The organism is Kocuria sp. CNJ-770, assembly GCF_001942375.1.
Taxonomy (GTDB): Bacteria; Actinomycetota; Actinomycetes; order Actinomycetales; family Micrococcaceae; genus Kocuria; species Kocuria oceani.
This window is the reverse complement of record NZ_MKJW01000077.1, coordinates 13890-27105: the sequence shown is the minus strand read 5'-3', so window position 1 is coordinate 27105 and position 13216 is coordinate 13890. Positions and strand designations below refer to the sequence as shown.

Annotated in this window: 13 protein-coding genes, 4 tRNA genes and 1 pseudogene; 9 read left to right on the top strand and 9 right to left on the bottom strand. The window is 74.5% G+C overall.

The window, feature by feature from the left end; all coding sequences use genetic code 11:
* Positions 1-25 precede the first annotated feature (25 nt).
* The 5 genes from def to BJF77_RS04280 all read right to left on the bottom strand — a co-directional run bounded on the left by def (position 26) and on the right by BJF77_RS04280 (position 2024).
* Positions 26-607, bottom strand: a complete 582-nt coding sequence (gene def, locus BJF77_RS04300; protein ID WP_047801448.1) for a peptide deformylase — start codon at positions 605-607, stop codon at positions 26-28.
* Positions 608-683: 76 nt separating this feature from the next.
* A complete protein-coding gene (locus BJF77_RS04295; protein ID WP_075871366.1) occupies positions 684-1538 on the bottom strand; it encodes a cytochrome in 855 nt (284 codons plus the stop codon).
* Between the two features lie 157 nt (positions 1539-1695).
* Positions 1696-1770: transfer RNA gene (locus tag BJF77_RS04290), tRNA-Val, on the bottom strand.
* Between the two features lie 50 nt (positions 1771-1820).
* Positions 1821-1891: transfer RNA gene (locus BJF77_RS04285), tRNA-Cys, on the bottom strand.
* A gap of 60 nt (positions 1892-1951) precedes the next feature.
* Positions 1952-2024, bottom strand: a tRNA-Gly gene (locus BJF77_RS04280).
* Between the two features lie 272 nt (positions 2025-2296).
* On the opposite strand from BJF77_RS04280, the gene BJF77_RS04275 reads away from it, so the two are divergent.
* Positions 2297-2368 (top strand) — tRNA-Val (locus BJF77_RS04275).
* Positions 2369-2547: 179 nt separating this feature from the next.
* On the opposite strand, the gene zapE is transcribed toward BJF77_RS04275, so the two are convergent.
* Positions 2548-3606, bottom strand: coding sequence for a cell division protein ZapE (gene zapE, locus BJF77_RS04270; protein WP_075871365.1), 1059 nt, complete (start codon positions 3604-3606; stop codon positions 2548-2550).
* Between the two features lie 224 nt (positions 3607-3830).
* On the opposite strand from zapE, the gene BJF77_RS04265 reads away from it, so the two are divergent.
* The 3 genes from BJF77_RS04265 to ybaK are packed head-to-tail and all read left to right on the top strand — an operon-like array spanning position 3831 to position 5700.
* The gene (locus BJF77_RS04265; protein ID WP_075871364.1) at positions 3831-4739 is read left to right on the top strand and encodes a sulfurtransferase; all 909 of its coding nucleotides are present in this window, start codon (positions 3831-3833) and stop codon (positions 4737-4739) included.
* Complete coding sequence (locus BJF77_RS04260) at positions 4736-5191, top strand: SufE family protein (RefSeq protein ID WP_075871363.1); 456 nt, start codon at positions 4736-4738, stop codon at positions 5189-5191. The genes BJF77_RS04265 and BJF77_RS04260 overlap by 4 nt, the downstream gene beginning before the upstream one ends.
* A 17-nt stretch (positions 5192-5208) precedes the next feature.
* Positions 5209-5700, top strand: coding sequence for a Cys-tRNA(Pro) deacylase (ybaK, locus tag BJF77_RS04255; protein ID WP_047804928.1), 492 nt, complete (start codon positions 5209-5211; stop codon positions 5698-5700).
* Between the two features lie 6 nt (positions 5701-5706).
* Here ybaK and BJF77_RS04250 read toward each other — a convergent pair whose 3' ends face one another.
* Positions 5707-7029 carry a S9 family peptidase gene (locus BJF77_RS04250; protein ID WP_075871362.1) on the bottom strand — a complete coding sequence of 441 codons (1323 nt, stop codon included), beginning with the start codon at positions 7027-7029 and terminating at the stop codon, positions 5707-5709.
* 136 nt (positions 7030-7165) lie between these two features.
* On the opposite strand from BJF77_RS04250, the gene msrB reads away from it, so the two are divergent.
* The 4 genes and pseudogenes from msrB (at position 7166) to BJF77_RS04235 (ending at position 9821) form a co-directional block, all read left to right on the top strand.
* Complete coding sequence (gene msrB / locus BJF77_RS04245; protein ID WP_047805047.1) at positions 7166-7600, top strand: peptide-methionine (R)-S-oxide reductase MsrB; 435 nt, start codon at positions 7166-7168, stop codon at positions 7598-7600.
* A 64-nt stretch (positions 7601-7664) separates the two neighbouring features.
* A pseudogene (locus tag BJF77_RS21385) lies at positions 7665-7772 on the top strand (DUF3000 domain-containing protein); the annotation flags it as partial.
* A gap of 182 nt (positions 7773-7954) precedes the next feature.
* Complete coding sequence (locus tag BJF77_RS21380; RefSeq protein WP_369821356.1) at positions 7955-8335, top strand: DUF3000 family protein; 381 nt, start codon at positions 7955-7957, stop codon at positions 8333-8335.
* A gap of 52 nt (positions 8336-8387) precedes the next feature.
* The gene (locus BJF77_RS04235) at positions 8388-9821 is read left to right on the top strand and encodes an HRDC domain-containing protein (RefSeq protein ID WP_369821355.1); all 1434 of its coding nucleotides are present in this window, start codon (positions 8388-8390) and stop codon (positions 9819-9821) included.
* A 159-nt stretch (positions 9822-9980) separates the two neighbouring features.
* Here BJF77_RS04235 and BJF77_RS04230 read toward each other — a convergent pair whose 3' ends face one another.
* Entirely contained in the window at positions 9981-10394 is a 414-nt protein-coding gene (locus BJF77_RS04230; RefSeq protein ID WP_075871361.1) for a hypothetical protein, read from the bottom strand.
* 304 nt (positions 10395-10698) lie between these two features.
* On the opposite strand from BJF77_RS04230, the gene BJF77_RS04225 reads away from it, so the two are divergent.
* Entirely contained in the window at positions 10699-11130 is a 432-nt protein-coding gene (locus tag BJF77_RS04225) for a Rieske (2Fe-2S) protein (protein ID WP_075871360.1), read from the top strand.
* A gap of 5 nt (positions 11131-11135) precedes the next feature.
* On the opposite strand, the gene dxs is transcribed toward BJF77_RS04225, so the two are convergent.
* Positions 11136-13163 carry a 1-deoxy-D-xylulose-5-phosphate synthase gene (dxs, locus tag BJF77_RS04220; RefSeq protein ID WP_075871359.1) on the bottom strand — a complete coding sequence of 676 codons (2028 nt, stop codon included), beginning with the start codon at positions 13161-13163 and terminating at the stop codon, positions 11136-11138.
* Positions 13164-13216: the final 53 nt, after the last annotated feature.

Below are 13216 nucleotides of genomic sequence, written 5' to 3'. Positions count from 1 at the left end.
AGACGGGTGGGGACGGGGGGTGGACTCAGCCGCGGGCGGAGCCGAAAGCGCTGCCGGTGCCGCTGCCGAAGGAGGAGCCCACGGTCGCGGCCCGCTGCCCGGCCACGCCGTGGACCACCCCGTCGTAGTCGGCGGCGCGGATGGCCCGCAGCGCCTCCTTCCGGGCGGCGCCCACGAGGCGGTCGACGTACAGCCGCCCGTCCAGGTGGTCGGTCTCGTGCTGCAGGCAGCGCGCGAGCAGACCGGTGCCCTCGACGGTGACCGGCCGGCCGTCCTGGTCCGTGCCGGTGACCCGGGCCCAGTCGCGGCGCGGGGTGTCGAAGCCGAGACCGGGCACGGAGAGGCAGCCCTCGCCGCCCTCCTGCGGTGCGTCGCCCACCTCCAGGACCGGGTTGACCACGTGTCCGGCGCTGCCCTCGACCGCCCAGGTGAACAGGCGCAGACCGATCCCCACCTGGGGCGCGGCGAGGCCGACGCCGCCGACGTCGAGCATCGTCTCGGTCATGTCGGCGACGAGCCGGCGCAGCGCGTCGTCGTACTGCGTGACCTCCGACGCGCGGGTGCGCAGGACGGGATCGCCGATGGTGCGGATGGGCAGGATGGGCATGGGGCAACCTCGCTCTCGACCCGACAAGTCTACGGGCCGCCCGCGGGGCGCGGGGCGCGGACCCGTTCCGGAGGTCCTAGGGCTGCTCCGGCGGCGGGGGCGGCGGCACGGGGCGCAGGGCGGGGCCGGCCGCGGCCAGGGCGGTCTCCTGCGTCCACAGCCGGTGCAGGGCGCAGAACTTGTACCAGTGCTGCTCGAGCACCTCCGGCACGGCCTGCACGGGCACGACCTCCGTCTCCCCGATCGCGACCCCCAGCAGCAGGTCCGCGCCGCCGTAGGCCCAGGGCTCCCAGGTGCCGGCCTCGGCGTCCACGAGGGACTCCTCGGCCTTGAGCCCGGCCACGAGCTGGGTGACGACCTTGGCGTCCAGGGACTTCACGCGCCCGTCCCGGTCCGTGCCCTTCGTCTTGTAGTCGATCAGGCAGACCTTGCCCGCGATCCGGGCGACGAGGTCGAGGGTGCCGGCGTAGCCGACGGTGGAGTTCCAGACGGTGACCTCCACGGCGAGGGGCTCGGGCGCGTAGAGGTCCCACCACTCGTCGAAGCGGGAGGCGAAGCGCTCCTCGCCGTGCTCGGCCAGGGTGGCCCGCGCCTCCGCGGCCCGGTGGGGCTTCCCGAGGGCGCGCAGGGCGATCTGCTCGGCGTAGGTGTGCACCCGGTCCCCGCGGGCCGCGGCGTCGTCCCGGTGCCGCTGGGCGGCCTTGGCGGCGTCCCGCACGACGGCGCGCAGCTGGGCGGGCGAGCCCAGGGCCGCCCGCAGCCGGTCGTCCTGCACGGCCGCCTGCGCGGCGGAGTAGCCGTACCAGCCGTCCAGGTCGGTGGCGGCACGGGAGAGCACGGTGGTGATGGAGGGGACGGTGGCCTGCTCGGAGATGGACCTCGCGTACATCCGTCCGTACTCGGTCTGTTCCGCCAGCCTGGGCTGTGTCACGCTGCTCGTCGCCTCTCCGTCGGGTCCCCGGCTCGACCGGGCGGGTCCCCGGTGCTCCGGGTCCTGGGCCGCAGGCTACCGACCGCCTCGGACACGGGACGCCCGGGGCCCGCCGGGCACGACGAAGGCCCCGGCTCGGGGAGCCGGGGCCTTCGGGTGGTGCGCGATACTGGGATCGAACCAGTGACCTCTTCCGTGTCAGGGAAGCGCGCTACCGCTGCGCCAATCGCGCTTGACCGGCGACCTCCGGGGAGGCCGTCAAGCATGGTGGGTCGTGCACCGAGGTGGAGACGGGATTCGAACCCGCGTAGACGGCTTTGCAGGCCGCTGCCTAACCACTCGGCCACCCCACCGGGGCCTCGTCCTCGCGGACAGGGCCGTCGGTCACGGCATGGGACATGCCGATTCCTGCGAGCGGACGACGGGAGTCGAACCCGCGACATCCACCATGGCAAGGTGGTGCTCTACCAGCTGAGCTACGTCCGCATGTCTTTCCGGGGATCTCTCGATCTTCCGGTGTGGAACTCTATCACAGCCCCGTGCCCGGCGTTCCCGCCGGTCCGGTGCGTCAACATCCGGCGGAGTCCTGGAGCGTCCCGGCCTCGCGGCCCGTCCGTTCGCCGGAACCCGTCGGTGTTCCTGACAGGCAGAGACTGTACGGGACGGTTTTCCGGATCGCCAAATCGGCGGCCGGCACTGCGGCCGGACGGGCGAATTGGCCCACGGCCCGGTTGTGGGTTATGGTTTTCGAGCAGTGAGCGCGATTGGCGCAGTGGTAGCGCGCTTCGTTCACACCGAAGAGGTCACTGGTTCGAACCCAGTATCGCGCACGAGCACCGACGAGGGCCCCGGCTGAGATCATCTCAGCCGGGGCCCTCGTCGTCGTGCCGCCTCCTGGGCGGTGCCCCTGCGGGCCCCCGACGACGGCGCCCGCCCCGCCGGCCCGTCCGGGGACGGCGGCGGAGCGGGCGCGGAGGGTGCGCCCGGGCCGTGCACCCGGGCGGTGGCCTCAGACCGTGGAGACGTCCCCCAGGATCCCCTCCCGGGCCAGGGCGGTGAGCCGCGAGACCGCCCGGTAGTACTTCTTCTGGTAGCCGCCGGCCATCATCTCGGCCGTGAACACCTCGTCGAAGGGCCGGCCGGAGGCGATGATCGGCAGGTTCTTGTCGTAGAGCCGGTCGGCGAGCACGACGAAGCGCAGGGCCACGGCCTGCTGCTCGATCGTGTGCACGTCCTGCCACACGATCGCGTCGATCCCCTCCAGGAGCTTGCGGTAACGGGAGGGGTGGACGTCGGAGAGGTGCTCGATCAGGTCGGCGAACGCGTCCGCGGCCACCACCCGGCCCGAGAACCGCTCCTCGACGGCGCGCTCGAGCTCGCCGCCGGACAGCGGCGCCGGAGCCTGCGGCAGGCCGCGGTGCCGGAAGTCCTCACCGTCGATGCGCACGACCTCGAACTGGTCGGCCAGCACCTGGATCTCCCGCTGGAAGTCCTGGGCGGCGAAGCGGCCCTCGCCGAGGGAGCCCGGGAGCGTGTTGGACGTCGCGGCGATCCGGACGCCGGCGTCGGCGAGCTCGCGCATCAGGCGGGACATCAGCACGGTGTCCCCGGGGTCGTCGAGCTCGAACTCGTCGATGCACACCAGCTGGTAGGTGCTCAGGGCGTCGACGGCCTTGCGGAAGGTCAGCGCGCCCACCAGGTTGGTGTACTCCACGAAGGTGCCGAAGGCCTTGGGGCCGGGCACGGCGTGCCACAGCGAGGCGAGGAGGTGGGTCTTGCCCACGCCGAAGCCGCCGTCCAGGTAGATCCCCGTGCGGACGTCGGCGGGGCGGGGGCCGCCGACGAAGAGCTTGGCGAAGAACCCGCCGCCGGAGCCGGCCCGTCCCACGGAGTCCGCGAAGGCGCGCAGCTCCCGCACGGCCTCCGCCTGGGACGGCTGCTGGGGATCGGGGCGGTAGGTGTCGAACGAGACCTCGCCGAAGCGCTCGGACGGGCGGAACCCCGCCAGCAGCTCGTCGGCCGACACGTGCGGCCGGCGGTCGGTGAGGTGTTCGATGCGGATGCTCACGGGGAGACCTCTCTGTCCGCCGGGCACGACGGCTCGCTGGTTCGGCGCGCCGGAGCGACGCGCGCGGGTGCTCCGGCGATTTTAGCCCGCGCCCCGCGGCCGCCGGTGCGCCGGCCGCGAAATCCCGGCCGCCCCGGGCCGGGTGCCGCCCGTGCGGGGGGCGGCACCCGGCCGGGAGCACTACGCTGGAGGGGAATCCGATCCCCACCCCGGAAGGAGCCCCCATGGGCGTTGCCGTGGAGAACAACGAAGAGTTCGCGCAGTACGCGCACCCCGAGCGGCTGGTGTCCACGCAGTGGGTCGCCGAGCACCTCGACGACCCGGGCGTGGTCCTCGTCGAGTCCGACGAGGACGTGCTGCTGTACGAGACCGGGCACGTCCCGGGCGCCGTGAAGGTGGACTGGCACACCGACCTGAACCGCCCCGACACCCGCGACTACGTCGACGGCGCGCAGTTCGCGGAGCTGATGTCCCGCAAGGGCATCTCCCGCGACACCACCGTGGTCGTCTACGGGGACAAGTCGAACTGGTGGGCCGCCTACGCCCTGTGGGTGTTCGAGCTGTTCGGCCACCCCGACGTGCGGCTCATGAACGGCGGGCGGGACAAGTGGATCGCCGAGGGCCGGGAGCAGTCCACCGACAAGGTCGTGCCCGAGCGCGCCGAGTACCCGGTGGTCGAGCGCGACGACTCCCGGGCCCGTGCGTACCAGGAGGACGTGCTCGGCCACCTCGGCGAGCAGCCGCTGATCGACGTCCGGTCCCTGCCGGAGTACACCGGTGAGCGCACGCACATGGCCGAGTACCCCCAGGAGGGCACGCTGCGCGGCGGGCACATCCCCACCGCGGCCTCCGTGCCGTGGGCCCGGGCCGCCGCCGAGGACGGCCGGTTCCGCTCCCGCCAGGAGCTCGAGGCGGTCTACCGCGACGAGGTCGGCCTGGCCGAGGACGACGACATCATCGCCTACTGCCGCATCGGCGAGCGCTCCAGCCACACCTGGTTCGTGCTGAAGTACCTGCTCGGCTTCGAGAAGGTGCGCAACTACGACGGCTCGTGGACCGAGTGGGGCAACTCCGTGCGCGTGCCGATCGTCCTCGGCGAGGAGCGCGGCGAGGCCCCGGGGGCGTCCCGATGAGCGCTCCGCTGCCCGCCCAGCTCGAGGAGCTCGTCGAGGACTTCACGGCCGTCCCGGAGGAGGACAAGCTCCAGCTGCTGCTGGAGTTCTCCCGCTCCCTGCCGGCCCTGCCCGCCCGGCTCGGCGAGCACCCGGAGGAGCTGGAGCAGGTCGTGGAGTGCCAGTCGCCGCTGTTCCTGACCGTCGAGTGGGACGAGGGCAGCGAGCCGGGCCCCGAGGCCCCGGTGCGGCTGTTCTTCTCCGCCCCGGCCGAGGCACCCACCACCCGCGGGTTCGCGTCCATCCTGCACGAGGGGCTCGACGGCCTGCCCGCCCGGCAGGTCCTCGAGGTCCCCGACGACCTGCCGGAGCGCTTCGGCCTGACCCAGCTCGTCTCCCCGCTGCGGATGCGCGGGATGTCGGCGATGCTCGGGCGGGTCAAGCGGCGCGTGCGCGAGCTCCAGGGCGCCTGAGGGCCGGGCCGCCCGTCATGGCCAGGACCGCCCGCCGTGCCGGGCCCACGGCCGCCGTCGCGCTCCTGGAGCGGGAGCGGGTGGCCTACGCCCGGCACGAGTACGAGCACGACCCCGCGGCGGCGTCCTTCGGCCTGGAGGCCGCCGCCGCGCTGGGCCGCGACCCCGCGCAGGTGTTCAAGACCCTCATGCTCGTCCACGAGCGCGACTGGGCGGTGGCGGTGCTGCCCGTCTCCGCCCGGCTGTCCGTGCGCGCGGCCGCAGCCGCGCTGGGCTGGAAGAGGGCCGCCCTGGCCGAGCCCAGGCTGGCGGAGCGGCGCACCGGCTACGTGGTGGGGGGCATCTCCCCGCTGGGCCAGAAGACCCCCTCCCCCACCCTGCTGGACGACTCCGCGCTCGGGTGGGCCACGGTGCTCGTCTCCGGCGGGCGCCGCGGCCTGGACGTGGAGCTGGCCCCGGCTGAGCTGCTGCGGCTCACCGGGGGCTGCACGGCGGCGCTGCGGAGCTGACCGGGCTCAGGGCCGCGCGGCCCCGGCTCCCCCGGCCGGCAGGGCGTCCTGCGCCAGCCGCTCCGGCAGCCACCTCCGCACCGCGTCCTCCCAGCGCCGCGGGTCCACGTTCCACTCCTTGGTGTGCCGGGCGCGGGTGAACGGCACGAACTCCACGAGCCGGTTCAGCTCCGCGAGCCGGCGGGAGCTGGCGGCGGGGACGAACTCGTCGTCCACGGAGTGCAGCACCAGGGTGGGCGTGTGCAGCTGCTCGCTGCGGGAGAGCCAGTCGAGGGCCTTGAGGTCCACCGGCGCGGCGAGTCCGGTCAGCATCCGGCCCCCCGGGTGCGAGATGAGGCTGGTGGCCAGCCGGCCGATCCCGGAGGGGATGCGCCGGGTGCGGGAGTGGTGGGCGATCAGCTCGAACCAGTCCACGACCGGCCCGGTCAGCACCAGGGCGGCGATGTCGTCGCGGTAGAAGGAGAGATCGGCCGTCTGCAGGGAGATGGCCCCGCCCATGGACCAGCCGAAGAGCACGATCTGCGTGGCGCCGCGGGACTTGGCGTAGCTGATCGCCGTCTGCACGTCCTTCCACTCCGTGAACCCCAGCCCGTACCGGAAGTCGTGGGTGGGCGGCGCCTCGCGGTCGTTGCGGTAGGAGATCAGCAGGGAGGTCAGCCCGAGCTCCCGGGCCACGGGCACCGCGCGCACCGTCTCCATCCGGTTGGCCCCGCGCCCGTGCACCATGATCGCCCACGGCCCGGGCAGCTCCCGCGGCCGCTCGCCCTCCGGGGTGGGCCCGCCCTCGGCGGGCACGACCCAGCAGGGCGCCGGGCCGACCTCGATGGGGATCTCGACCTCCTCGAACGGCAGCCCGGCCGCACCGGGGTCCGGGTAGACGGTCCCGGACCAGAAGCCGCGGGAGGCCTTCGCGAGGTCCCCCGTGTAGACCTCCTCCACCACCCGGGTCACGGTGCCCTCCTGCGGGGAGTAGGAGCGGATCGCGCCGATCCGGGCGTGGCCGCGGCCGGCGTCGAAGCGCAGGCTGTAGGTGCCCGCCACGGTCGTGTCCACCGTGGCCGGCAGCTTCACGAGGGTCGTCGCGGCCGGGTCCCCGTCCTCGCCGGTGCGGGTCAGCCCGAGGATGGGCAGGTCCTCGGAACGGTACTTCGGCGGCACCACGACCTGCCGGGCGAAGTAGGCCGCGGCGGCGCTGGAGAGCCCGAAGGACAGGGAGGCCGCGCCCACGGTGGCGGCGGCGCCGACCACGGCGCCGCGGGCCCACGCCGTGGCGGGAGCGGGCGGCGCCGCGGGGGGCGCGGCGGGGGCCGGGCGGAAGCGTCGAGGCATGCCACCAGTCTTCCACGGGGCCGCGGGCATAACCCGGAGGGGCACGTCGTTGTCCCTGCCGGGTGCTCCGGTTCCCGGGCCGCCGGCCGGACCACCCGCCCGACCACCCGCCCGCCCGATCCCGGAGGACGACACCATGAGCGAGACCACCAGGCACGACGACCGCCCCGAGCCCACCGACCGGACCGAGCAGGACTGGCGCTCGATCCTGTCCCCCGAGGAGTACCACGTGCTGCGGGAGGCCGGGACGGAACGGCCCTTCACGGGCGAGTACTGGAACACCCAGACCGAGGGCGTGTACACCTGCCGCGCGTGCGGCGCCGAGCTGTTCCGCTCGGAGACGAAGTTCGACGCCCACTGCGGGTGGCCCTCCTTCTACGCCCCGCTCGCGGAGGACCGGGTCCGCTACATCAAGGACACCGCCCTGGGCATGGAGCGGGTGGAGGTCCGGTGCGCCGCCTGCGACTCGCACATGGGCCACGTCTTCGGCGGCGAGGGCTTCCCGACCCCGACCGACCTGCGGTACTGCATCAACTCCGTCTCGGTCCGGCTGGTCCCCGCCTCCTCGTGACCGGCGGGCCCGCGCGCGGCGTGGCACCGGCCACGCCGGCGCCCGGACGGCCTACCCTTCCAGTGTGAGCACCGTGAACGACCTCTCAGGGGTGTCCCAGGGCTTCCAGGAGGCCCTGGAGCACCTGCTCCGCACCCCGTACCGGGACGGCATCGAGCTCACCGAGATCCCCGCGCCCACGCACCTGGCCCCCTTCGCGGCCGCGGTGCGCGCGGAGGTGCGGCAGCCGCCGGCCCCGCCCGCCGGCCCGGCGGCGGAGCCCGGCACCCCGCTCCCGCCCCGGCCGCGCACGGCCTCCCGGCCGACGAGCTCGGGGACCGGGGACCGACGGACGAGCTGGCCGCGGGCCGCTTCGTGCTGCTGTTCGACCCCTCCGAGCCCGAGGCCTGGGGCGGGCCCCTCCGCATCGTCACCTGGGCGCGGGCGGCCGTGGGCCGGGAGGTCGGGTGCGACGACACCGCCGGGCTGCTCGCCTGGACCCGGCTGCTCGAGTCCCTGCGGCGCCACCGGGCCGGATATTCTCGGGAGGGCGGCACCGCGTCCCGGGTCCTCGCCGAGGGCTTCGGGACCCTCGGCGACCAGCTCGAGGGGGCCGACGTCGAGCTGCGGGCGTCCTGGACGCCCCACGGGTCCGACGTGGAGCCGCACCTCGCCGCCTGGGCGGACACGGTCTGCGCGTTCGCGGGCCTGCCGCCCTACCCGCGCGGGGTGACCGTGCTGCACCCGCGCCGCTGACCACCGAACCGACCGCGCCCCGACGGGGCCGACACAGAATCGAAGACGCTCCTTGACCAGCCCAGCCGACCGCCGATCCGCGCCCGACGAGTCCCCGACCCCGGTGGTCGCCGGATTCGAGGACTACGAGATCCCCGACAGCGTCCACCTCGCGGCCCCGTTCGACGGCGTCCCGCCCGTCGTCGAGACCGTGGCCGGGCTCGAGCGGGCCGCCGCCGCCGTGGCCGGGGGGACGGGCCCGGCCGCGATCGACACCGAGCGCGCCTCCGGCTTCCGCTACGGCCAGCGCGCCTTCCTCGTCCAGCTCCGCCGCGAGGGCGTGGGCACCGTGCTGATCGACCCCGAGGCCACCGGGTCGCTGGCCGTGCTGAACGAGGCGCTCGCCGGCGTGGAGTGGGTGCTGCACGCCGCCACCCAGGACCTGCCCTCGCTGCGGGCCCTGGACATGGAGCCGGACCAGCTGTTCGACACCGAGCTGGGCGGGCGCATCGCCGGGCTCCGCCGGGTGGGGCTGGCCGCCGAGACGGAGGAGCTGCTCGGCTACACGCTGGCGAAGGAGCACTCCGCCGTCGACTGGTCCAAGCGGCCCCTGCCGCAGGACTGGCTCAACTACGCCGCCCTCGACGTGGAGATGCTGATCCCGCTGCGCTGGGCGATGGAGGACCTGCTCCGGGAGCAGGGCAAGCTCGAGTGGGCCCTGGAGGAGTTCGAGGCCGTGCGCACGGCTCCGCCCGCCCCGCCGCGCCAGGACCCGTGGCGCAGGACCTCCGGGATCACCAAGGTCAAGGGCCGTCGCCAGCTCACCGCGCTGCGCCTGCTGTGGGAGGAGCGCGAAGCGCTGGCCCGGCACAAGGACCTCTCCCCCAGCCGGCTGCTGCCGGACGCGGCTCTCGTGGCGGCGGCCTCCGCCATGCCGCGGACCGTGCCCCAGCTGCTGGCCACCCCCGGATTCCACGGACGGCAGGCCGCGCGGGAGGCTCCCCGGTGGCTGCGGGCGATCGCCGAGGCCCGCAACGCCACCGAGCTCGTCCCCGTCACCGTGCGGTCCGACGCCCTGCCGCCCGTGAAGGCCTGGGAGGCCAAGCGCCCCGAGGCCGCCGCCCGCCTGAAGGTCCTCAAGCCGGTCGTGACCGAGCTGGCGGAGGAGCACGGGCTGCCGACCGAGAACCTGCTCACCCCGGAGCACCTGCGCCGGTTCTGCTGGCAGCCGCCCAAGAGCACCGGCGACCAGGCGGTGGCCGACCGGCTGCGCGACCTGGGCGCCCGCCGCTGGCAGGTCCAGCTCACGGCCCCCGTCATCGGCGCGGCGTGGCGGGAGCTGCGGGCCCGCAAGCGCGCCGCCCGCCACGCCGAGCAGCAGCCCCAGGCCGGGCCCCCTCAGGTCGAGCCGTCCCGGACCGAGCAGGTGCAGGACGAGCAGATCCAGGACGAGCAGCCCGGGACCGGTCCCTCTCCCGCCGGCGGCGAGGGAGCCCCCGCGGCCTGAACCGTACGGCCTGCGGCGGCCGGCCGGTGCCGTCCCCGGTCGGTGCCGTCCCCGGTCGGTGCCGTCCCCGGTCGGTGCCGTCTCGGGCCGGGCGCCGCGCGGGACGGCACGACGACGGGCCCCGGCCGTCGGCCGGGGCCCGTCACGGGGCTGCTGGGATCAGCTCTGGGTGTCGCCGGGGGCCGGCTGCGGCTCGGCGGGCTCCAGCGGGCTCTCCGGAGTGACCGGCTTCGCCGTCTGCAGGTCCGCGTAGCCGGTAGTGGAGGTGCCGGTCGCCGCGTCGGTGCCGCCCGAGGAGCCGGAGACCTTGTCCTTGACCGTCGAGGACGCGTCCGAGGCCTTCGTGCCCACCGTGTCGGCGGCCTTCTTGGCGGAGTCGGCGAGCTTGCCGCCGACCACGGGCACCTCCGACTTGACCCAGTCGGTGCCCTCGGAGACCTTCGCCTGCACCTTGGGGTCCTGCCAGGTCTTCATGGCGTTCTGCTTCAGGGCCTCGTAGCTCTGGCGGCCCGAGGCCGAGCCGACCACGAAGCCGACGCCGAAACCGGTCACGAAGATGAGTCGCTTGATCATGGTGCTGTCCTTCCGTCCGTCCCGGCGCGGCGGCCGGGAACGGGTCGGAGCCTCTGGTGCACGGCTCGTCCCCGGTGTCTGTTGTCATCATCATCCTACTGATCACATGCTGTGGCCGACACTGCTCCCGCCGGTCTCCGCTGAGAGCGATCACCCGCCCCGCCCGGGCGCACGCCCCGAGCACGTTCCTCGACCGACCGTTCGTCCGCACCGTTCGACCGCACCGGTGGAGCTCCGGCCGGCCCGTCGGCGGCGGCGCCTAGACTGGCGGTGCACCCGCAGCACCGCCGACGAGAGGACCACCATGGCCGAGCCCGACGCCTCCACCGCCCCCACGGCACTGCCCCGGCGCACGGTCCTGGGCGTGGCCGGCGCGGGCCTCGGCGCCGCAGCGGCACTCAGCGCCTGCGGCGGCCAGGACGGGCCGCCGGACGGACCTGCCCGGTCCGTGGACGCGGGCGCGGTCGGCGACGTGCCGGTGGGCTCCGGCGTCAAGGTGGACCGGGACGGCGTGCAGGCGGTGGTGGCCCGGCCCGCCGAGGACACCGTCGTGGCGTTCTCCCCCGTGTGTCCGCACCAGGGCTGCATGGTCGTGCCCGAGGAGCAGCTCTACGTCTGCCCCTGCCACGCCTCGCAGTTCGACCTCGCCACCGGGGAGGTCCGGGGCGGACCTGCCCGGACGGGGCTCACGCCGTACCCGGTGGCCGTCCGGGAGGGCCGGATCGTGCTGGGCTGAGCCGCTCAGCCCCGGCCCGGCCGCGGCAGCGACGTGCTGTCCCGGGCCGTGTCGGGGAGGACCTCGGTGTCCTCCGCCTCGACCGGGCGGGCGTAGGGCACCCGGGTGCCGAGCACGGAGGCGAGCGTGTCCTGGGCGACGCGCTGGGCGGTCAGCCCCACCCGCTCCAGGACCTGGGAGCGCGAGCCGTGCGCGAGGAACCGGGTCGGCAGGCCGACCTCGTTGAGGGCGGTGTCGACGCCGGCGGCGCGCATCTCCTGCCGGATCCTTGAGCCGATCCCGCCCGCGCGCACCCCGTCCTCCACAACGACCACGATCCGGTGCTGGGCGGCGAGCTCGATGACCGACCCGGGCACCGGGAGCACCCACCGGGGGTCGACCACGGTGGAGGACACCCCGTGGGCCTCCAGCCGGTCGGCGACGTCGAGGGACAGCCCGCTCATGGCGCCCACGGAGACGATCAGGACGTCGCGGCGGGCCCCCTCGGTGCCGCTCTCCCCGCCGCGGCGGGCGAGGACGTCCACGCCGTCGCGGAGCCGCTCGACCGCCGGGACGGGCGTGCCCACGGACCCCTTGGGGTAGCGGATGACCGTGGGGGCGTCGCCGACGGCCACCGCCTCGCGCAGCTCCTCGACCAGGGTGGGCTCGTCCCGTGGGGCGGCGAGGTGCAGCCCGGGGACGATCTGGAGCAGCGCCAGGTCCCACATGCCGTGGTGGCTCGGCCCGTCCGGTCCGGTGACCCCGGCCCGGTCCAGGACCAGGGTCACCCCGGCCCGGTGCAGGGCCACGTCCATGAGCAGCTGGTCGAAGCCGCGGTTGAGGAACGTGGCGTACAGGGCGACCACGGGGTGGAGCCCGCCGTAGGCCATGCCCGCGGCCATCGCCACGGCGTGCTGCTCGGCGATGCCCACGTCCACCACGCGGTCGGGGTGGGCGGCCTGCATCTTCTGCAGCCCCACCGGGATGAGCATGGCCCCGGTGATGCCGACGACGTCCTCGCGCTCGTCGGCGATCCGGGCGATCTCGTCCCGGAACACGGCCGTCCAGCTGCGCTCGGAGCTCGTCGCGGTGGAGCGTCCCGTCACGGGGTCGATGACGCCCACGGCGTGGAACTGGTCGTCCTCGTGGGCGATCGCGGGCGCGTACCCGTGGCCCTTCTCCGTGATGGCGTGCACGATCACGGGCCCGCCGTAGTTCTTGGCGTTGCTCAGCGCCTGCTCGACCGCCTCGAGGTCGTGGCCGTCCACCGGGCCCAGGTACTTCATGCCGAGGTCCTCGAAGATCCCTTGCGGGACCACGACGTCCTTCAGGCCCTGCTTCATGCCGTGCAGGCCCCGGTAGAGCATCTCCCCCACCGGCCCGGAGTGCTTCAGCAGGTTCTTCACCGACTCGAGGGTCTGCTCGTAGCGCCGGTCCGTGCGCACCGCGTCCACGCCCTGCTGCACGCTCGCCTGCAGCTCGGCCAGGTGGTTGGCGAACCCGCCCACCGTGGGGGCGTAGGAGCGGCCGTTGTCGTTGACCACGATCACGACCTTGCGGTCGCGGTCGGAGGCGATGTTGTTGACGGCCTCCCACGCCATGCCGCCGGTCAGCGCGCCGTCCCCGACGAGCACCACGGTGTGCCGGTCGGACTGCCCCGTCATGGCGTAGCCGCGGGAGATCCCGTCCGCCCAGGACAGGGACGACGACGCGTGCGAGGACTCGACGATGTCGTGCACCGACTCCGCCCGGTCCGGGTAGCCGGCGAGGCCTCCCTCCTGGCGCAGCGTGCGGAAGTCCTGGCGTCCCGTGAGCAGCTTGTGCACGTAGGACTGGTGCCCGGTGTCGAAGACCACGGAGTCCTTGGGCGAGTCGAAGACGCGGTGGACAGCCATGGTCAGCTCCACGACCCCCAGGTTCGGCCCCAGGTGGCCCCCGGTCGCGGAGACGTGGGTGACGAGGAAGTCACGGATCTCGGCGGCCAGCTCGGTCAGCTCCGCGCGGGTCAGCCCCGCGAGGTCCTCGGGCCCGGACACCCGTTCCAGCACGCTCATGCTTCCTCCCGCACTTCTCGGCGTCGTGGTCGGCCGCTCCGGGGTCGCCGGGG